This is a genomic window from Streptomyces sp. NPDC034037 (assembly GCF_055575715.1).
In genome coordinates, this window is sequence record NZ_JBVISC010000001.1 from 273,336 (window position 1) to 291,707 (window position 18,372).

General features: G+C 72.7%; 23 protein-coding genes. 1 reads left to right on the top strand and 22 read right to left on the bottom strand.

Features of this window, described 5'->3' with window-relative positions; translation table 11 throughout:
* Window positions 1-66: 66 nt before the first annotated feature.
* The 12 genes from ACZ516_RS01270 to hisI all read right to left on the bottom strand — a co-directional run bounded on the left by ACZ516_RS01270 (window position 67) and on the right by hisI (window position 9,737).
* A complete protein-coding gene (locus ACZ516_RS01270) occupies window positions 67-798 on the bottom strand; it encodes a VIT1/CCC1 transporter family protein (RefSeq protein ID WP_358697206.1) in 732 nt (243 codons plus the stop codon).
* A gap of 211 nt (window positions 799-1,009) precedes the next feature.
* Window positions 1,010-1,975 carry a prolipoprotein diacylglyceryl transferase gene (gene lgt / locus ACZ516_RS01275; protein ID WP_469007949.1) on the bottom strand — a complete coding sequence of 322 codons (966 nt, stop codon included), beginning with the start codon at window positions 1,973-1,975 and terminating at the stop codon, window positions 1,010-1,012.
* A gap of 84 nt (window positions 1,976-2,059) precedes the next feature.
* Window positions 2,060-2,839, bottom strand: a complete 780-nt coding sequence (locus tag ACZ516_RS01280; protein WP_358583084.1) for a DsbA family protein — start codon at window positions 2,837-2,839, stop codon at window positions 2,060-2,062.
* A gap of 62 nt (window positions 2,840-2,901) precedes the next feature.
* Complete coding sequence (gene trpA / locus ACZ516_RS01285; protein ID WP_469007951.1) at window positions 2,902-3,717, bottom strand: tryptophan synthase subunit alpha; 816 nt, start codon at window positions 3,715-3,717, stop codon at window positions 2,902-2,904.
* The gene (gene trpB, locus ACZ516_RS01290) at window positions 3,714-4,997 is read right to left on the bottom strand and encodes a tryptophan synthase subunit beta (RefSeq protein WP_358583087.1); all 1,284 of its coding nucleotides are present in this window, start codon (window positions 4,995-4,997) and stop codon (window positions 3,714-3,716) included. Before trpB ends, trpA begins: the two co-directional genes overlap by 4 nt.
* A 136-nt stretch (window positions 4,998-5,133) precedes the next feature.
* Window positions 5,134-5,295 (bottom strand): tryptophan biosynthesis modulator TrpM, encoded by a 162-nt coding sequence (trpM, locus tag ACZ516_RS01295; RefSeq protein WP_467464913.1) that lies wholly within the window; start codon window positions 5,293-5,295, stop codon window positions 5,134-5,136.
* A gap of 9 nt (window positions 5,296-5,304) precedes the next feature.
* On the bottom strand, window positions 5,305-6,114 hold the full coding sequence (trpC, locus tag ACZ516_RS01300) for an indole-3-glycerol phosphate synthase TrpC (RefSeq protein WP_358583088.1): 810 nt from the start codon (window positions 6,112-6,114) through the stop codon (window positions 5,305-5,307).
* Window positions 6,115-6,256: 142 nt separating this feature from the next.
* Window positions 6,257-6,700: a DUF2752 domain-containing protein gene (locus tag ACZ516_RS01305; RefSeq protein WP_361081621.1), complete on the bottom strand. Its 444-nt coding sequence runs from the start codon at window positions 6,698-6,700 to the stop codon at window positions 6,257-6,259.
* A gap of 126 nt (window positions 6,701-6,826) precedes the next feature.
* Window positions 6,827-7,051 (bottom strand): HGxxPAAW family protein, encoded by a 225-nt coding sequence (locus ACZ516_RS01310; RefSeq protein ID WP_358583091.1) that lies wholly within the window; start codon window positions 7,049-7,051, stop codon window positions 6,827-6,829.
* Window positions 7,052-7,157: 106 nt separating this feature from the next.
* Window positions 7,158-7,823: a TIGR02234 family membrane protein gene (locus ACZ516_RS01315; RefSeq protein ID WP_358583092.1), complete on the bottom strand. Its 666-nt coding sequence runs from the start codon at window positions 7,821-7,823 to the stop codon at window positions 7,158-7,160.
* Between the two features lie 7 nt (window positions 7,824-7,830).
* Window positions 7,831-9,339, bottom strand: a complete 1,509-nt coding sequence (locus ACZ516_RS01320) for an anthranilate synthase component I (protein WP_358583093.1) — start codon at window positions 9,337-9,339, stop codon at window positions 7,831-7,833.
* A gap of 11 nt (window positions 9,340-9,350) precedes the next feature.
* Window positions 9,351-9,737, bottom strand: a complete 387-nt coding sequence (gene hisI, locus ACZ516_RS01325; protein WP_358583094.1) for a phosphoribosyl-AMP cyclohydrolase — start codon at window positions 9,735-9,737, stop codon at window positions 9,351-9,353.
* Between the two features lie 82 nt (window positions 9,738-9,819).
* On the opposite strand from hisI, the gene ACZ516_RS01330 reads away from it, so the two are divergent.
* Window positions 9,820-10,455, top strand: a complete 636-nt coding sequence (locus tag ACZ516_RS01330) for a TIGR03085 family metal-binding protein (RefSeq protein ID WP_358583095.1) — start codon at window positions 9,820-9,822, stop codon at window positions 10,453-10,455.
* Between the two features lie 30 nt (window positions 10,456-10,485).
* Here the strand turns inward: ACZ516_RS01330 and ACZ516_RS01335 are convergent, their stop codons facing one another.
* From ACZ516_RS01335 to hisD, 10 genes are all read right to left on the bottom strand, one after another.
* The gene (locus ACZ516_RS01335; protein ID WP_469007954.1) at window positions 10,486-11,751 is read right to left on the bottom strand and encodes an MFS transporter; all 1,266 of its coding nucleotides are present in this window, start codon (window positions 11,749-11,751) and stop codon (window positions 10,486-10,488) included.
* An 11-nt stretch (window positions 11,752-11,762) separates the two neighbouring features.
* Complete coding sequence (locus ACZ516_RS01340; protein ID WP_469007956.1) at window positions 11,763-12,368, bottom strand: helix-turn-helix domain-containing protein; 606 nt, start codon at window positions 12,366-12,368, stop codon at window positions 11,763-11,765.
* Window positions 12,369-12,457: 89 nt separating this feature from the next.
* Entirely contained in the window at window positions 12,458-13,213 is a 756-nt protein-coding gene (gene hisF, locus ACZ516_RS01345) for an imidazole glycerol phosphate synthase subunit HisF (RefSeq protein ID WP_358583099.1), read from the bottom strand.
* Entirely contained in the window at window positions 13,210-13,620 is a 411-nt protein-coding gene (locus ACZ516_RS01350) for a RidA family protein (RefSeq protein WP_358583101.1), read from the bottom strand. Before ACZ516_RS01350 ends, hisF begins: the two co-directional genes overlap by 4 nt.
* Complete coding sequence (gene priA, locus ACZ516_RS01355) at window positions 13,617-14,354, bottom strand: bifunctional 1-(5-phosphoribosyl)-5-((5-phosphoribosylamino)methylideneamino)imidazole-4-carboxamide isomerase/phosphoribosylanthranilate isomerase PriA (RefSeq protein WP_361081634.1); 738 nt, start codon at window positions 14,352-14,354, stop codon at window positions 13,617-13,619. The genes ACZ516_RS01350 and priA overlap by 4 nt, the downstream gene beginning before the upstream one ends.
* On the bottom strand, window positions 14,351-14,992 hold the full coding sequence (hisH, locus tag ACZ516_RS01360; protein WP_358583104.1) for an imidazole glycerol phosphate synthase subunit HisH: 642 nt from the start codon (window positions 14,990-14,992) through the stop codon (window positions 14,351-14,353). Before hisH ends, priA begins: the two co-directional genes overlap by 4 nt.
* A 17-nt stretch (window positions 14,993-15,009) precedes the next feature.
* Window positions 15,010-15,174, bottom strand: coding sequence for a hypothetical protein (locus tag ACZ516_RS01365; RefSeq protein ID WP_358583106.1), 165 nt, complete (start codon window positions 15,172-15,174; stop codon window positions 15,010-15,012).
* A 3-nt stretch (window positions 15,175-15,177) separates the two neighbouring features.
* The gene (gene hisB, locus ACZ516_RS01370) at window positions 15,178-15,771 is read right to left on the bottom strand and encodes an imidazoleglycerol-phosphate dehydratase HisB (protein WP_030783956.1); all 594 of its coding nucleotides are present in this window, start codon (window positions 15,769-15,771) and stop codon (window positions 15,178-15,180) included.
* Window positions 15,768-16,880, bottom strand: coding sequence for a histidinol-phosphate transaminase (locus ACZ516_RS01375; protein ID WP_358583107.1), 1,113 nt, complete (start codon window positions 16,878-16,880; stop codon window positions 15,768-15,770). The genes hisB and ACZ516_RS01375 overlap by 4 nt, the downstream gene beginning before the upstream one ends.
* Window positions 16,877-18,208, bottom strand: a complete 1,332-nt coding sequence (gene hisD, locus ACZ516_RS01380; RefSeq protein ID WP_469007960.1) for a histidinol dehydrogenase — start codon at window positions 18,206-18,208, stop codon at window positions 16,877-16,879. The genes ACZ516_RS01375 and hisD overlap by 4 nt, the downstream gene beginning before the upstream one ends.
* Between the last annotated feature and the right edge of the window lie 164 nt (window positions 18,209-18,372).

Here is an 18,372-nt window from a genome sequence, read left to right on the forward strand (position 1 = left end):
GGTCATCGATCCGAAACCGCCGAGTAACGGCTACTTATGCAAGGTCCCGTATAGGCCTGCGAGGGCTCATCCTACGGCCGTACCGAACAGACTGCCCAGGGCGTACGTCACACCGGCCGCCGCGCCGCCGAGCGCGAGCTGGCGCAGACCGCTGAACCACCAGGAGCGCGCGGTGACCTTGGCGACCACCGCGCCGCAGGCGAAGAGGCCGATGAGCGCGAGCAGCAGCGCGGGCCACAGCACGGTGGCGCCGAGCAGGTAGGGCAGGACGGGGAGCAGGGCGCCCAGCGCGAACGAGCCGAAGGAGGACACGGCGGCCACGGTCGGCGAGGGCAGGTCGCCGGGGTCGATGCCCAGCTCCTCGCGGGCGTGGATCTCCAGGGCCTGCTCGGGGTCCCTGGAGAGCTGCCGGGCGACCTCGCGGGCCAGCCGGGGCTCGACGCCGCGCGACTCGTACAGCTCGGCCAGCTCGCGCTCCTCGTCCTTGGGGTGCTTGCGCAACTCCCGCCGCTCGATGTCCAGTTCGGCCTGGACCAGCTCGCGCTGCGAGGCGACCGAGGTGTACTCCCCCGCCGCCATGGAGAAGGCTCCGGCGGCGAGCCCCGCGAGGCCGGTGATGACGATGGTCTGCTGCGCGACCGAGCCGCCCGCGACACCCGTCATCAGCGCGAGGTTGGACACCAGTCCGTCCATCGCGCCGAAGACGGCGGGACGCAGCCAGCCGCCGTTGACATCACGGTGGGTGTGGTTGTCGCGGTGCGCCTCGTGCAGCGTCGCTTCGGTCTCGATGATCGCCATGGTGTGGACCCCCTCAATGCTTGGACGAAGTCGAAAGTACGCCCGAAATAAATCTCTCGCCAGCAAGGAAGGCCGTACTTACCTGCGCAAACGCGGTTCGGCGGGGGCGGCCGGGCCCTGGCGCGACGCCCTCGCCGACCCAAGAGCGAGGGGCCGCCGGATCGGGTGATCCGGCGGCCCCTCGGGGAACGAACGTACGGGCGGTGCGGCCTCAGCTCTTCTCGGCGGCCTCGGAATCCTTCTTCGCCGAGTCCTTCTTCGCCGGGTCCTTATCGGCGGCCTCCTCGGTGCCCTCGGCCTCTGCCGAGTCCTTGGTGAGCTTCACGGGCTCACCGTCGCCGCCACTGCCACTGTCACTGGCACCGTCGGGTTCCACGACCGCCTCGCGCCCGGGGCGCTTCTTCGCCGACAGCACGAAATAGATCACGGCCAGCACGAAGACCACGATCGCGGTCCAGACGTTCAGCCGCAGACCGAGGATGTGGTGCGCGTCGTCGACCCGCATGTACTCGATCCAGCCGCGCCCGGCGCAGTACGAGGCGACGTACAGCGCGAACGCCCTGCCGTGCCCGAGCCGGAAGCGGCGGTCGGCCCAGATGACCAGGAGGGCGACGCCGACGCACCACAGGGACTCGTACAGGAAGGTGGGGTGGTAGGTGCCGGGGAGCCGGCCGTCCTCCGCCGAGGTGATCTTCAGCGCCCACGGCACGTCCGTGGCCTTGCCGTACAGCTCCTGGTTGAACCAGTTGCCCCAGCGGCCGATGGCCTGGGCCAGGGCGATGCCGGGGGCCAGCGTGTCGGCCCAGGCCGGCAGCGGGATGCCCCGGCGGCGGCAGCCGATCCACGCGCCGACCGCGCCGAGCGCGATCGCGCCCCAGATGCCGAGGCCGCCTTCCCAGATCTTGAAGGCGTCCACCCAGTTACGGCCCTCGCTGAAGTACAGCTGGTAGTCCGTGATCACGTGGTAGAGGCGACCGCCGACGAGGCCGAACGGCACGGCCCACACGGCGATGTCGGCGACGGTGCCGGGCCGGCCCCCGCGGGCGACCCACCGCTTGTTGCCGAGCCAGACGGCCACGAAGACGCCGATGATGATGCAGAACGCGTAGCCGCGCAGCGGAATGGGGCCGAGTTCGACCACCCCGCGCGAGGGACTGGGGATGTAGGCAAGGTCCATGGCAGGTCCGACGCTACCGTGCCGGGCGGTGGCGACGGCAACCAGCCCGGCTACGGCTCCATAACGGGCCTCGCGGCCCTCTCCTCAGCCCTTGTCGGCGTCCTGCACCAGTCGGCGCAGCTTCTGCGGGGTGAGGGGGTTCCGCTGGTCGCTGAAGATGTTCTTGCCGTTGAGCAGCACGGTGGGGGTGCCCTGGAGCTTCGCGTCCCGGAAGGCCTTGTTCGACTTGGTGACCCACTTGTCGTGGGCGCCGTCCTCCACGCACTTCTTGAAGGTGTCCGTGACCAGGCCGTCCACCTGACCGGCGAGCTCGATCAGCTTGTCGTTCTTGGCGAAGGCGTCGTCCGTCTCGGCGGGCTGGTTCTTGAACAACACGTCGTGGTAGGCCGGGAACCTGCCCGCGTCCTGGGCGCACGCCGCGGCGTTGGCCGCGCGCAGGGAGCCGCTGCCGCCCATGTTCCCGTCGATGAGCGTGGCCAGGTGGTACTCCACCTTGAGCTTGCCCTGGTCGGCCAGGTCGTGGACCGTCGAGCGGTAGGCGTCCTCGAAGCCCTTGCAGGCCGGGCAGCGGAAGTCCTCCCAGATGGTGAGGGTGGACTTCGCGTCCGCCTTGCCGAGCGGGAGCGTCAGCTCGTCCTGACCGGTCGCCCCCTTGGGGACGGCCACCGGCCCCGATGTGTCCTTCTCGTCGTCCCCGGACCCGGCGGCGAGCAGGCCGACCACGGCGGCGAGGCCGAGGACGCCGACCACGGCGGCGCCCACGATCAGCGCCCGGCGCCGCTTGTCGCGGGCCTTCTGCCGCTCTCGCTCTTCCGTCAGCCGCTCACGGGCCGATCGCTTTGCCTCACGGTTCTTCTCACTCACACCCCGCCAACGAACCGGGGAGGCGCGAGCGCGCCTCCCCGGTCCAGGTCCACCCGTACGAGTTACGCCTTGCCGCGCACCCCGTCGGCCAGCTCGGCCGCGAGCGCGCGCACGGCGGCGAGTCCGGCGGGCCCGTCCGCGGCGTCCAGCATCCGCTGCACGAACGCGGAGCCGACGATCACCCCGTCGGCGAAGCCCGCGACCTCGGCGGCCTGCCGGGCGTCGGAGACGCCGAGCCCCACGCAGACCGGCAGGTCGGTGGTGGCCTTGGTGCGCCGCACCAGGTCCTGCGCCTGTTCGCCGACGGAGGCGCGGGTGCCGGTGACGCCCATCAGCGACGCCGCGTAGACGAAGCCGGAGCCCGCCGCCGTGATGGTGGCGAGCCGCTCGTCCTTGCTGCTCGGCGCGACGACGAAGACGGTGGCGAGGTCGTGCTTGTCGGCGTGCTCGCGCCACAGCGCGGACTCCTGGACGGGCAGGTCGGGCAGGATGCAGCCGGCGCCGCCCGCCTCGGCGAGTTCGGCGGTGAAGCGCTCGACGCCGTAGCGGTCGATGGGGTTCCAGTACGTCATGACGAGCACCGGCTTGCCGGTCGCCTCGTGGGCCTCGCGGACGGTGCGCATGACGTCGCGGATCTTCAGGCCGCCGCGCAGGGCGATGTCGTCGGCGGTCTGGATGACCGGGCCGTCCAGCACCGGGTCGCTGTGCGGCAGGCCGACCTCGACGACGTCGGCACCGCCGTCGAAGACCGCCTTGACCGCCTCGATGGCGCCGTCGACCGTGGGGAAACCGGCGGGCAGATAGGCGATGAGCGCGGAGCGGCCCTCGGCCCTCGCGGCCGCCAGGGTGTCGTTCAGCAGTCGGATGTTGCCGCTCACTTGGCGTCTCCCTCGATCTCCGCGGTGGCCGCCGCGTCGGCCTCGACCGCGGCGTCCGTGTCGTACAGGTCGAAGTAGCGCGCGGCGGTGTCCATGTCCTTGTCGCCGCGCCCGGAGAGGTTGACGACGATCAGCCCGTCCTCGCCCAGCTCCTTGCCGACGTCGAGCGCCCCGGCGAGCGCGTGGGCGCTCTCGATGGCCGGGATGATGCCCTCGGTGCGGGAGAGCAGCCGCAGCGCCTGCATGGCCGCGTCGTCGGTGACCGCGCGGTACTCGCCGCGGCCGCTGTCCTTGAGGTAGGCGTGCTCGGGGCCGATGCCCGGGTAGTCCAGGCCCGCCGAGATCGAGTACGGCTCGGTGATCTGGCCCTCCTCGTCCTGCAGGACGTAGGAGCGGGAGCCGTGCAGGATGCCCGGCTCGCCCGCGGTCAGGGTGGCCGCGTGCTCACCCGTGTCGACGCCGTGCCCGGCGGGCTCGCAGCCGACGAGGCGTACACCGGCGTCGGGGATGAAGGCGTGGAAGAGGCCGATGGCGTTGGAGCCGCCGCCCACGCAGGCGACGGCGGCGTCGGGCAGCCGTCCCGCGCGCTCCAGGATCTGCCGCCTGGCCTCGACGCCGATGACGCGGTGGAAGTCGCGGACCATGGCGGGGAAGGGGTGCGGGCCCGCGACGGTGCCGAAGAGGTAGTGGGTGCGGTCGACGTTGGCGACCCAGTCGCGGAACGCCTCGTTGATGGCGTCCTTCAGCGTGCGGCTGCCGGACTTCACGGCGACGACCTCGGCGCCGAGCATGCGCATGCGGGCCACGTTCAGGGCCTGGCGCTCGGTGTCGATCTCGCCCATGTAGATGGTGCAGTCGAGGCCGAAGAGCGCGCAGGCGGTGGCCGTGGCGACGCCGTGCTGGCCGGCACCGGTCTCCGCGATGACGCGGGTCTTGCCCATCCGCTTGGTGAGCAGGGCCTGGCCGAGCACGTTGTTGATCTTGTGCGAGCCGGTGTGGTTGAGGTCCTCGCGCTTGAGGAAGACGCGGGCGCCCCCGGCGTGCTTCGCGAAGCGGGGGACCTCGGTGAGGCTGCTGGGCCTGCCGGTGTAGTTGACCAGGAGGTCGTCGAGCTCCGCGGCGAAGGCGGGGTCGCTCTTGGCCTTGTCGTACTCGACGGCGACCTCGTCCACGGCGGCCACCAGGGCCTCCGGGATGAACTTGCCGCCGAACGCGCCGAAGTAGCCTTCGGCGCTCGGGACTTGACCCTCGGGGTCCGGGATGAAGAACTCGCTGGGCATGGCTGATTCCTCGCTGAGGCGTGGGTTGGCGTCTGTCTCGCGTACGCCTTGTCGCCGCTGCCGTTCCAGGACTCAGCGCGACTGCGGCCCGTCGTGGGCTGCTCGCGCGGTTCCCCGCGCCCCTTTCAGGGGCGTTTCAGCTCGCGGCGTCCAAGGCGCCGCGTCGCCATCGCATCCCGGGGATCTGGCCCGGCTCCGAGCCGATGTGGTAGCGCACGCGCCTGCCCCGCACACGGCGTGCGGGGGCCCGGCAGCCGCGGGGGCGGCAGCCGGGGGCCAGACGGGCGGAGATCGGCATCGGGAGGGGTCAGCTCCGTCCGTGCCGCAGCGCGGGGTGGGCGCCGGCGGCGACCAGGTCGGAGACCGCGGCCTTCGGGTCGCGGCCGGTGACCAGGGACTCGCCCACGAGCACCGCGTCGGCGCCCGCGTTGGCGTACGCGATCAGGTCGTGCGGGCCGCGCACACCCGACTCGGCGATCTTGACGACGCTGTCCGGCAGCTCGGGGGCGATCCGCTCGAACACCGTGCGGTCGACCTTGAGCGTCTTCAGGTCGCGGGCGTTGACGCCCACGACGCGGGCGCCCGCGTCCACGGCGCGCTCGGCCTCGTCCTCGTCGTGCACCTCGACGATCGGCGTGAGGCCGATCGACTCGGCGCGCTCGATGAGGGACTCCAGGGCGGGCTGGTCCAGGGCGGCCACGATCAGCAGCGCGAGGTCGGCGCCGTACGCCCGGGCCTCCCACAGCTGGTACGAGGTGACGATGAAGTCCTTGCGCAGCACCGGGATGTCGACCTTGGCGCGGACGGCCTCCAGGTCGGCGAGCGAGCCGCCGAAGCGGCGCTCCTCGGTGAGCACGGAGATGACGGCGGCGCCGCCCGCCTCGTAGTCGGCGGCGAGCCCGGCGGGGTCGGCGATCGCGGCGAGCGCGCCCTTGGAGGGGCTGGAGCGCTTGACCTCGCAGATGACCTTCACGCCGTCACCGCGCAGGGCGGCCGCGCCGTCCTTCGCCGCGGGGGCCTTCGCCGCGCGTTCCTTGAGCTCGTCGAGGCTGACGCGCGCCTGCCGCTCCGCGAGGTCGGCACGGACTCCGTCGATGATCTCGTCGAGCACACTCACGCGAGCGGTCCCCTTCCCTGACGGTTGAAGCTGACGTTCAAGCTGGTCACTGCGATGGTATCCGCAGGAGGGCGAAGCCCCCGCATCCGGTTGACGCCCGTCCCACGACCTGGACAGGCGTCACCCGCGTGGCCTGCGGGTTCTAGGGACGCAGCCATGACCCGAACGGCAGATTGCGCACGAGGGTGAAGAGCGTGACCACCGCGCCGAGCGCCCACAGGTGCGCCGGGCCGAGCGCGATCCGCGGCGGCCGTCCGCGCACCGCGTTGACCACCCACACGGCCCACCCGCACGCGAAGAGCGCGAAGGCGACGACGGCGAGCGCGTTGGCGCCGAGCGCCGTGGCGAGGTCGCCGTGGACGACGGCGTGGGCGCTGCGCAGCCCGCCGCAGCCGGGGCAGTACAGGCCGGTCAGGCGCAGCAGGGGGCAGACGGGGTAGTGGCCCGGTTCGTTGGGGTCGACGGCGCCGACGTAGGCGAAGGCGCCGCTGACGCAGGCGAGCAGACCGGCGGGCACCAGGAGGCGGCCCAGGACGGCGGGCGCGCCCTTGCGGGCGGTTCCCGCGCTGTCGGTTTCGGCGCTCATCCGTGCATTGTGCCCGGCGCGGGGGCCGGCCGCCCGGTGGGCGCACGCGAGAAGAGGCGGCTCCGGCTGCTGCCGGACCGCCTCTTTTCCGTACCGGGCGTCGTACGGCGGACCGTACGACACACGTCAGCTCTCGGACCGCACGACCTCGCGCTGCGGGCGCTTGTTCGAGCCCAGACCCGCGGCGCGCATGGCGCCACCGACGATGGCGCCGAGCGCGATGAGGGCCATGCCGGCCCAGAACCCGGGCACGTTGGCCATCACCATGAAGGCACCCGCGACGCAGAAACCGATGAAGGCGATGATGACACCGGTCCAGGCGGCCGGGGTGTGTCCGTGGCTACCCGCCATGACTTGCTCCTCGTTGCTGTATGCGTGGTGGTGGGCGCCAGGCCCACCGCGAGTCGGACGCTCGCCGTCATTGTCCCGTACCCGCGCGTAAGGGGTGAGCGCGGGGTCACGCTTCGCGCGTCGGGTCCTCGCCGCGGTCCAGGGCCTTCCACAGTTCCTCGGGCCGCTCGGGATCGGGGGCCCGGCGGGCCTTGCGGGGGCTCGGCGAGCCGTCGCGTTCGTAGCGGCCCGACATCGCGGGCCAGGAGCGGCCGTAGGTGAGGGCGAGCAGCCCGGCGAGCAGGATCAGCACGCCGGCGGCGGCCGCGGCGTACGGCCATCCGGTGTGGCCGAGGTCGCCGATGGTGGCGGCGGCGTCGCCGGACGCGGTGGCGGCCTTCTCGTCGAGCGCGTCGCGGTCGCCCGCGCCGAGCAGGGCGGCGGCCACGATGCCCGCGCCGCTGAGCGTGAGCAGCACGGAGACCAGGGCGCGGCCGGCGCGGCGGACCGCGAAGACGGCGACGAGCGCGGCGAGGCCCACTATCGCGAGGGCCGCGGGCACGCCGGTGACGTCGCTGCCCGTGACGCTCAGGGGCAGCTCGCCGCCCGCCACCGACGCGGTGCCGCGGGCCCAGGTCTGGCGGGAGGCGAGCAGGGCGAGCGCCGCGCCGAGGGCGCCGAGCAGCAGCGCGGCGGCGATGCTGCGCCTGCTGCCGCGCTGTGCCGGGGTCTCGGCGGGTCCGGCGGGCTCGGGAGGAGTCTCGGAAGAGGGCGGTGGTACTGCGGAAGTCACCTGCCCACTATCCCTCACGGCTCGCGGGGGCGTGCAGGCGGTTGGCGGTGTGGATGGCGCGCAGCACGGCGGCGGCCTTGTTGCGGCACTCGGTGTCCTCGGCGACGGGGTCGGAATCGGCGACGACGCCGGCTCCGGCCTGCACGTACGCCGTGCCGTCGCGCAGCAGGGCGGTGCGGATGGCGATGGCGGTGTCGGAGTCGCCCGCGAAGTCGAGGTAGCCGACGCAGCCGCCGTACAGGCCGCGCCGGGAGGGCTCCAGCTCGTCGATGATCTGCATGGCGCGCGGCTTGGGCGCGCCGGAGAGGGTCCCGGCGGGGAAGCAGGCGGTGAGCACGTCGAAGGCGGTGCGTCCTTCGGCGACCTGTCCCGTGACCGTCGAGACGATGTGCATGACGTGGGAGTACTTCTCGATGGACATGAAGTCGACGACCTCGACGGAGCCCGGCTCGCAGACGCGGCCCAGGTCGTTGCGGCCGAGGTCGACGAGCATGAGGTGCTCGGCGCGCTCCTTGGGGTCGGCGAGCAGTTCGTCGGCGAGCGCCTGGTCCTCCCGCGGGGTGGCGCCGCGGTGGCGGGTGCCGGCGATGGGGTGGACCATGGCGCGCCCGTCCTCGACCTTGACGAGGGCCTCGGGGCTGGAGCCGACGACGTCGAACCCGTCGAGGCGCAGGAGGTACATGTACGGCGAGGGGTTGGTGGCCCGCAGGACCCGGTACACGTCCAACGCGCTTGCCGTGCACGGCGTTTCGAAGCGCTGGGAGGGCACGACCTGGAAGGCCTCGCCGGCCCGGATGCGCTCCTTGATGTCCTCGACGGCCTCCTGGTACTGCTCGCCGCCCCACAGCGCGGTGTACGCGGGCAGCTCGGAGGCCGGCAGCGCGGCCGGGGGCTGGGCGACGGGGCGCGAGAGGTCGGCCTCCATCGCGTCGAGGCGGGCGACGGCGTCGGCGTGGGCCTCGTCGACGCCGGTGTCGAGGTCGTTGTGGTTGATCGCGTTGGCGATCAGGAGGACCGAGCCGTCCCAGTGGTCGAGCACGGCGAGGTCGCTGGTGAGCAGCATGGTCAGCTCGGGCAGGCGCAGGTCGTCGCGCTCGCCGGGGCCGATCTTCTCCAGGCGGCGCACGATGTCGTAGCCGAGGTAGCCGACCATGCCGCCGGTGAAGGGCGGCAGGCCGGTGTCGGCGACCAGGTCGCCGGGGGTGTGCAGGGTCTCGATGGTGGCGCGCAGGGCGGCGAGCGGGTCGCCGTCGGTGGGCACGCCGACGGGCGGGGTGCCCAGCCAGTGGGCCTGCCCGTCGCGGACGGTGAGGGTGGCGGCGCTGCGGACGCCCACGAAGGAGTAGCGGGACCAGCTGCGGCCGTTCTCCGCCGACTCCAGGAGGAAGGTGCCGGGGCGTTCGGCGGCGAGCTTGCGGTAGAGGCCGACGGGGGTGTCGCCGTCCGCGAGGAGCCTGCGGCTGACGGGGATCACGCGGCGGTCGCTCGCGAGCTTGCGGAAGGTCTCCAGGTCCATGGCAGCAGACCCTACTGACCGCGGGCCGCTGCGCCGGCCAGCGGCAGCACGTCGGAGTCGAAGCAGGTGCGGGTGCCCGTGTGGCAGGCGGCGCCGACCTGGTCGACCTGGACGAGGACGGTGTCCGCGTCGCAGTCCAGGGCGACCTCCTTGACGTGCTGGACGTGTCCGGAGGTGTCGCCCTTGACCCAGTACTCCTGGCGGCTGCGCGACCAGTAGGTGCAGCGCCCGGTGGTGAGGGTGCGGTGCAGCGCCTCATCGTCCATCCAGCCGAGCATCAGCACCTCACCGGTGTCGTACTGCTGGGCGATGGCGGGCAGGAGGCCGTCTGGGCTGCGCTTGAGGCGCGCGGCGATCTCCGGGTCGAGGCCGCTGCTGGGCGGGGGCACGCTGGTCATGCGCCCATTGTGCCGCGCCGGGGCGGCCGGTCCGGTGGGCGTCCACTGTCCGGACCGGGGGGAGGGCCGTAGGCTTGCCGGTATGTCGACCCATGCGAAGCGTGAACGACTTCTCCTCGCCGACCTGTTGGAGGCGGAGGGCCCCGAGGCGCCGACCCTCTGCGAGGGCTGGCGGACCCGGGACCTCGCGGCCCACGTGGTGGTGCGCGAGCGCCGCGCGGACGCCGCGGGCGGGCTGCTCATCAAGCAGCTGGCGGGGCGCCTGGAGCGGGTGCAGGCCGAGTTCGCCGCCAAGCCGTACGAGGAGCTGATCCAGCTGATCAGAACGGGGCCGCCGCGGTTCTCGCCCTTCAACCTCAAGCAGGTGGACGAGGCGTCGAACGCCGTCGAGTTCTACGTCCACGCCGAGGACGTGCGCCGCGCGCGGCCGGGCTGGAGCCCGCGTGACCTCGACCCGGTCTTCTCGGACGCCCTGTGGTCCCGGCTGGAGCGCACGGCCCGGCTGCTGGGCCGCAAGGCCCCGGTGGGCCTGGTGCTCCGCCGCCCGAACGGCCAGACGGCGGTGGCCCACCGGGGCACCCCGGTGGTGACGGCGACGGGCGAACCGTCCGAGCTGCTGCTGTTCGCGTACGGCCGCCAGGACGTCGCCGACGTGTCCCTGGACGGCGACAAGAACGCGATCGGCGCCCTGCACGAGACCAAGCAGCTGGGGCTCTGAGGAAGCAGCCGGGACGCTGAGGAAGCCGTCTCAGCGCGGGAGTTCGGCGCGGCGCAGGGGGCGTGAGCAGAGGCCGAGCACGCCCCCGGCCGCGCTGAGCGCCGCGCAGCCGGCGAACACGGCCTCGACGCCCCACGCCCCGATCGCGGCGCCCACCGCGGGGTAGGCGAGCGGGGCGATCCCGAGGGTGAAGAGGCTGCCCACCGCGGTGACGCGGCCCAGGTAGGCGGGGTCGGTGACGGTCTGGGCCAGCGCCCCGCACAGGGCGCCGCTCAGTCCGATCAGCAGCCCCAGGAGGACCGCGGCCACGAGGGCGCCCGCCACCGAGGGCACGAGGCCGAGCGCGGCGAGGGCGGCCGTGCCCGGCAGGGCCGCGAGGGGCAGCACGGTTCCGGCGCGGGGCACGCGGCCCCGCACGGCGAGCAGCAGTGAGGCGAGTCCGGCGCCGGCGCCGAAGCCGGCGAGGATCCAGCCCTGCCCGGAGGCGCCCCAGCCGCGCTCCTCGGCGAGCAGCACGAGCCCGATGTTCGCGGGCCCCGCGAAGCCCAGCTCGATGACCGCGGTCACCAGCATCAGCGGGGCGAGGACCCGGTGGCCCCGGATGTAGCGCAGGCCGTCGCCCAACTCCTTTCCCGCGCCCCCGAACCGTCCGCCGGGCTGCGGGTCCCGCGTCCCGTCCCCGGGCAACTCCCCCACCCGTACGGCGAGCAGCAGCGCGAGGGACACCGCGAAGAGCAGGCCGGCCGCCCCGAACGCCGCCGATGAGCCGCTCGTGGCGACCGCGAGGCCGCCCAGCGGGCCGCCGGCCACCGTGGCGACGCGGGCCGCGACCCCGCGCATGCCCTGCACCCGGGCGAGCTGCCCCGGCGCGGTGATGCGGGCCGGCAGTGTGCCGACGCTCGGCAGGAACAGCGCGTCCACGGCGCCGAACACCAGGGCGACCAGGGTCAGGGCCCAGATGCCGGGGACGGTGAGGAGCAGCAGCGCGGCCACGCCCAGGATCACCAGGCACCGGACGGTGTCGCTGGCGATGACGACGCGGCGCGGCCCGAACCGGTCGGCGACGACCCCGCCGCCGAGCATGAGGACGGCGCGCGGCACGGCTCCCACGGCGAGGACCAGGCCCGCCTGCGCGGGGCTGCCGGTGCGGGTGGCCGCCCAGGACAGGGCCACGAAGTAGACGCTGTCGCCGACCATCGAGGCGGTGTAGGCGCCCAGCCAGCGCAGGACGTTGCCGTCGCGGTGGGCGGGGCGCCCGACGCCGGCGGGGGCCGGGCGTAAGCCGGTGGTGGTCATGGGGCGGCCCCTCAGATCCGGAACGGGAAGCCGGCGAGGTGGACGGCGACGTTCTCGCGGTCCTCGGTGTCGCCCGCCGCCTCGGCGGCCTTGCCCCGCTCCTCGTACGTCTTGATCAGGGCGTGGATCTCCGCGGTGAGGGCGGTGAGTTCGGCCGGGTTGAGCCGGGCCAGGAAGTCCGACTGGTCCGCTGCCCCGCGCCACCGCTCGCCCCAGGCCGCCTGCTGGTCGAGGTAGGTCTCGTACTGCTCGTTGCGGTGGGCGATCAGGCCGCGGACGACGGCCGTGTGCGTGGCCACGCCCTCGGGGGTGTCCTTGAAGTCCTCGTGCCGGAAGCTCAGGGTGTCCTGCGCGGCCTGCCACCAGCGCTCCCGCGCGTCCGCGCTGCGCGCCTCGGCCTCCTCGATCAGGCCGTGCTCGGCGAGCTTGCGCAGGTGGTAGCTGACGAGCGAGACGGCCTCGTCGACCTGCGCGGCGAGCTGCGAGGCAGTCGCGGGTCCGGCCACCCGCACGGCGCCGTACAGCTTCATCCGCAGGGGGTGGCCGAAGGCCTTGAGCGTGCCGACGTCGGTGATGCGGCGGGCAGGGCGGGGCGAGGGCTGCTGAGCGTCGTCCATGACGTCACCGTAGGTACGAAAGAAAAGTTGCGCAATTTATATTGCGCAACTTTTCTTTCGCAGCTCGCCCTGGGGCCTTGGCGTCCGCGCTAGCGCACCGGGTGTCCGGCCTCCCGCAAGGTCTCCTTGACCTCGCCGATCCGCAGGTCGCCGAAGTGGAAGACCGACGCCGCGAGGACCGCGTCCGCGCCCGCCGCGATGGCCGGGGGGAAGTGCTCCAGGCGGCCCGCGCCGCCCGAGGCGATGACCGGCACCGTGACGTGCTTGCGTACGGCCTCGATCATCTCGATGTCGTAGCCGTCCTTGGTGCCGTCGGCGTCCATCGAGTTGAGCAGGATCTCGCCCGCGCCCAACTCGGCGGCCTGATGCGCCCATTCGACGGCGTCGATGCCGGCCGACTCGCGGCCGCCGTGCGTCGTCACCTCGAAGGAGCCGGACGGGGTACGGCGCGCGTCCACGGACAGGACGAGCACCTGCCGGCCGAACCGCTCGGCGATCTCGCGGATCAGGTCGGGGCGGGCGATCGCGGCGGTGTTCACGCCGACCTTGTCCGCGCCGGCGCGCAGCAGCTTGTCGACGTCCTCGGCGGTGCGCACACCGCCGCCGACCGTGAGCGGGATGAAGACCTGCTCGGCGGTGCGGCGGACCACGTCGTAGGTCGTCTCGCGGTTGCCGGAGGAGGCGGTGATGTCCAGGAAGGTCAGCTCGTCGGCGCCCTCGGCGTCGTACACCTTGGCCATCTCGACGGGGTCGCCCGCGTCGCGCAGGTTCTGGAAGTTGACGCCCTTGACGACGCGGCCGTTGTCCACGTCGAGGCAGGGGATCACGCGTACGGAGAGGGTCACCGCGCCTCTCCCCCGGTCGTGGGGGCGTACGCCTCCACCTCGACCTCCACGACCAGGCTCGGGTCGACGAACCCGGAGACGATCAGCATCGAGGCGGCCGGGCGGACCGCGTCGAAGAGTTCCTTGTGGGCACGGCCCACGTCCTCCACGTCGCGCGCGTGCGTGAGGTACATGCGGGTGCGCACGACGTGCTCCCGGCCGAGGCCGAGCTGCCCGAGGGCGTCGAAGGCGACCTGGAAGGCGTTGCGGGTCTGCTCGTAGGGGGTGCCGGCCTCGATCACGCCGTCCACCACGGACGTGCAGCCGGAGACCAGGACGAGACCGTTCGGCAGCGCGACGGCACGCGAGTAGCCGATGGCCTCTTCCCACGGGCCGCCCGAGCCGACGCGGCGTACGACGTCGCTCATGACGACGCCACCGCGGCGAGCGCCTCTTCCAGCGTGAACGCCTTCGCGTACAGCGCCTTGCCGACGATCGCGCCCTCGACGCCGAGCGGGACGAGCTCGGAGATCGCGCGCAGGTCGTCCAGGCTGCTCACACCGCCGGAGGCGACCACCGGGCGGTCCGTGGCCGCGCACACGTCGCGCAGCAGCTCCAGGTTGGGGCCCTGGAGCGTGCCGTCCTTGGCGATGTCGGTGACCACGTAGCGCGCGCAGCCCTCGGAGTCCAGGCGCGCCAGCGTCTCGTAGAGGTCGCCGCCGTCGCGGGTCCAGCCGCGGCCGCGCAGCGTCGTGCCGCGTACGTCGAGGCCGACCGCGATCTTGTCGCCGTGCTCGGCGATGACCTTGGCGACCCACTCGGGGGTCTCCAGGGCGGCGGTGCCGAGGTTGACGCGGGTGCAGCCGGTGGCGAGGGCGGCGGCCAGCGAGGCGTCGTCGCGGATGCCGCCGGACAGCTCCACCTTGATGCCGTCGCCCGCGAGGCTCCCCGCGACCTCGGCGATCAGGTCCCGGTTGTCACCCGTGCCGAACGCGGCGTCCAGGTCGACCAGGTGCAGCCACTCGGCGCCCGACCGCTGCCAGGCGAGGGCGGCCTCCAGCGGGGAGCCGTAGGAGGTCTCCGAGCCGGACTCGCCGTGGACGAGGCGTACGGCCTGGCCGTCACGGACGTCGACGGCGGGAAGGAGTTCGAGGATGCTCACAGGGTTCCGATCCAGTTGGTGAGGAGCTGGGCGCCGGCGTCGCCGGACTTCTCGGGGTGGAACTGCGTGGCGCACAGGGCGCCGTTCTCCACGGCCGCCACGAAGGGCTCGCCGTGCGTGGACCAGGTGACGTGCGGGGCGCGCATCGCCGGGTTCGCGACTTCGAAAGACCAGTGGTGCACGGCGTAGGAGTGCACGAAGTAGAAGCGGGCGTCGTCGTCCAGGCCCTTGAAGAGCGTGGAGCCCGCCGGGGTCTCGACGGTGTTCCAGCCCATGTGCGGGACGATCTCGGCCTTCAGCGGCTCGACCGTGCCGGGCCACTCGTCCAGGCCCTCGGTCTCCACGCCGTGCTCGATGCCGCGTTCGAAGAGGATCTGCATGCCCACGCAGATGCCCATCACGGGGCGGCCACCGGCGAGGCGCCGCCCGACGATCCAGTCGCCGCGCGCGTCCCGCAGGCCCCGCATGCAGGCCGCGAAGGCGCCGACGCCGGGCACGAGCAGGCCGTCGGCGTTCATGGCCCGGTCGTAGTCGCGGGTGATCTCGACGTCGGCCCCCGCGCGCGCGAGGGCGCGCTCGGCGGAGCGGACGTTGCCGAAGCCGTAGTCGAAGACGACGACCTTCTTGGGAGTGCTCATCTGTCGTACGCCTCCCGTCAGTTCCAGTAGTCGAGTCGCAGGACGCCCGCCGCCAGACACATCACCGCGGCGATGGACAGCAGCGTGATCAGGCTCTTGGGCATCCCCTGCTTGACGAAGGAGATGACGCCGCCGATCAGGAAGAGACCGACGACGATGAGGATGGTGTTGAGGCCGGTCATGGGTTACAGCGCGCCCTTCGTGGAGGGCAGGATGCCGGCCGCGCGCGGGTCCCGCTCGGACGCGTACCGCAGGGCCCGGGCGAGGGCCTTGAACTGGCACTCCACGATGTGGTGGGCGTTGCGCCCGTACGGCACGTGGACGTGCAGGGCGATCTGCGCCTGCGCGACGAAGGACTCCAGGATGTGCCGGGTCATCGTCGTGTCGTACTCGCCGATCATCGGCGCCATCTTCTCGGGCTCGGTGTGCACGAGGTAGGGGCGCCCGGAGAGGTCGACCGTCACCTGGGCGAGCGACTCGTCCAGCGGGACCGTGCAGTTGCCGAAGCGGTAGATGCCCACCTTGTCGCCGAGGGCCTGCTTGAAGGCGGCGCCGAGCGCGAGCGCGGTGTCCTCGATGGTGTGGTGGGAGTCGATGTGCAGGTCGCCCTCGGTCTTGACCGTGAGGTCGAACAGGCCGTGCCGGCCGAGCTGGTCGAGCATGTGGTCGTAGAATCCGACCCCGGTCGACACGTCGACCTTTCCGGTGCCGTCGAGGTCGATCTCCACGACGACCGACGTCTCCTTGGTGGTCCGTTCGACCCGTCCTACGCGGCTCATGCGCCGTGCTCCTTCTTGAGTTCGCGTACCGCATCGAGGAACGCGTCGTTTTCGGCCGGGGTTCCCGCGGTGACCCGCAGCCACCCCGGTACGCCGTTGTCCCGGACCAGGACGCCCCGGTCGAGGATCCGCTGCCACACCTCGTGGGCGTCGGGGAACCGTCCGAACTGGACGAAGTTGGCGTCGGAGTCGGTCACCTCGTAGCCCAGCGCGCGCAGCTCGGTGACGAGGCGGTCGCGTTCGGCCTTGAGCTGCTCCACGTACTTCAGGAGCGTGTCGGTGTGCTCCAGGGCGGCGAGCGCGGTGGCCTGGGTGACGGCCGACAGGTGGTACGGCAGGCGCACCAGCTGCACGGCGTCGACCACCGCGGGGTGGGCGGCGAGGTAGCCGAGGCGCAGTCCGGCCGCGCCGAAGGCCTTGGACATGGTCCGCGAGACGACGAGGTTCGGCCGTCCGTCGATCAGCGGGAGCAGCGAATCGCCGTGGCTGAATTCCACGTACGCCTCGTCCACGACGACCATGGACGGCTTGGCGGCCTGCGCGGCCTCGTAGAGGGCGAGGACCGTGTCGGCTGGCACGGCGGTGCCGGTGGGGTTGTTGGGCGTCGTCACGAAGACGACGTCCGGCCGGTGCTCGGCGATGGCCTCGGTGGCCGCCGCCACGTCGACCGTGAAGTCCTCGTGGCGGGGGCCCGAGAGCCAGGTGGTGCCGGTGCCGCGCGCGATCAGGCCGTGCATCGAGTACGAGGGCTCGAAGCCGATGGCCGTCCTGCCGGGGCCGCCGAAGGTCTGCAGGAGCTGCTGGATGACCTCGTTGGAGCCGTTGGCCGCCCAGACGTTGGCGAGGGCGACCTCGTGGCCGGTGGTGCGGGTGAGGTAGCGCGCGAGTTCGGTGCGCAGCTCGACCGCGTCCCGGTCGGGGTAGCGGTTGAGGTCGCGGGCGGCCTCGCGGACCCGCTCGGCGATGCGCTCGACGAGCGGCTCGGGCAGCGGGTAGGGGTTCTCGTTGGTGTTCAGGCGCACCGGTACGTCGAGCTGGGGCGCCCCGTAGGGGGACTTGCCGCGCAGCTCGTCGCGGACGGGCAGGTCGTCGATGCGTACGTCGCTCACTGGCCCGGCACCTGCCATCCGAACCTTGCCTTGATCGCCGCGCCGTGCGCCGGCAGGTCCTCCGCCTCGGCAAGTGTCACCACGTGGTGGGCGACCTCGGCCAGCGCCTCGCGGGTGTAGTCCACGACGTGGATGCCGCGCAGGAACGACTGGACGGACAGGCCCGAGGAGTGGCAGGCGCAGCCGCCGGTGGGCAGGACGTGGTTGGAGCCCGCGCAGTAGTCGCCGAGGGAGACGGGCGCCCAGGGGCCGACGAAGATCGCGCCCGCGTTCCGCACGCGGTCGGCGACGGCGGCGGCGTCGGCGGTCTGGATCTCCAGGTGCTCGGCGCCGTACGCGTCGACGACCCGCAGGCCCTCTTCCAGGCCGTCGACCAGCACGATCGCGGACTGGCGGCCCTGGAGCGCGGGCACGATCCGGTCCTCGACGTGCTTGGTGGCGGCGATCTGCGGCGCCAGCTCCTTCTCGACGGCGTCCGCGAACGCCACGGAGTCCGTGACGAGGACGGCGGCGGCGAGCGGGTCGTGCTCGGCCTGGCTGATCAGGTCGGACGCGACGTGCGCCGGGTCGGCGGTGTCGTCGGCGAGGACCGCGATCTCGGTCGGGCCGGCCTCGGTGTCGATGCCGATGCGGCCGGTGAAGTAGCGCTTGGCGGCGGCGACCCAGATGTTGCCGGGGCCGGTGACCATGTTGGCCGGGGCGCACGTCTCGGTGCCGTAGGCGAACATCGCGACGGCCTGGGCGCCGCCGACCGCGTACACCTCGTCGATGCCGAGGAGCGCGCAGGCGGCGAGGATCGTGGGGTGCGGGAGCCCGCCGAAGTCGGCCTGGGGCGGCGAGGCGAGGGCCATCGACGCGACGCCCGCCTCCTGCGCCGGAACGGCGTTCATGATCACGGAGGAGGGGTAGACGGAGCGGCCGCCGGGGGCGTAGAGCCCGACGCGCTCGACCGGCACCCACTTCTCGGTGACCTTGCCGCCGGGCGCGACCCGCACGGTGTGCGGGGCGCGGCGCTGCTCGCGGTGGACGGCGCGGGCGCGGCGGATCGACTCCTCCAGGGCCTCGCGCACGACGGGGTCGAGACCGGCCAGGGCCTCCTGGAGGGCGGCGGCGGGCACCCGCACCCGGTCGAGCCGGACGCCGTCGAATTTCTCCGCGTACTCGATCAGCGCCGCGTCGCCGCGATGATGCACGTCTTCGCAGATGGGCCGCACCTTCTCCAGGGCGGCCGCGACGTCGAAGTCGGCACGGGGCAGCAGGGCGCGAAGGGCGGACCCCGACGGAAATTCCGTGAGGGCGTCGCCGCGCAGATCGATTCGAGAGATCACATGGCCAATTCTCTCAGACCTTCTTTCGACGTCGGTCGCCCGTATCACTGGCTGATATAGATCTCGCGTGGCCCGTTCACCCCAGGCGTTCAGCCGGTCACGGAGCGGGCATGAAACAGGTGTACGAGGCAGGTGCGCGAGGCATGGGCGCGCCGCGACGGGGA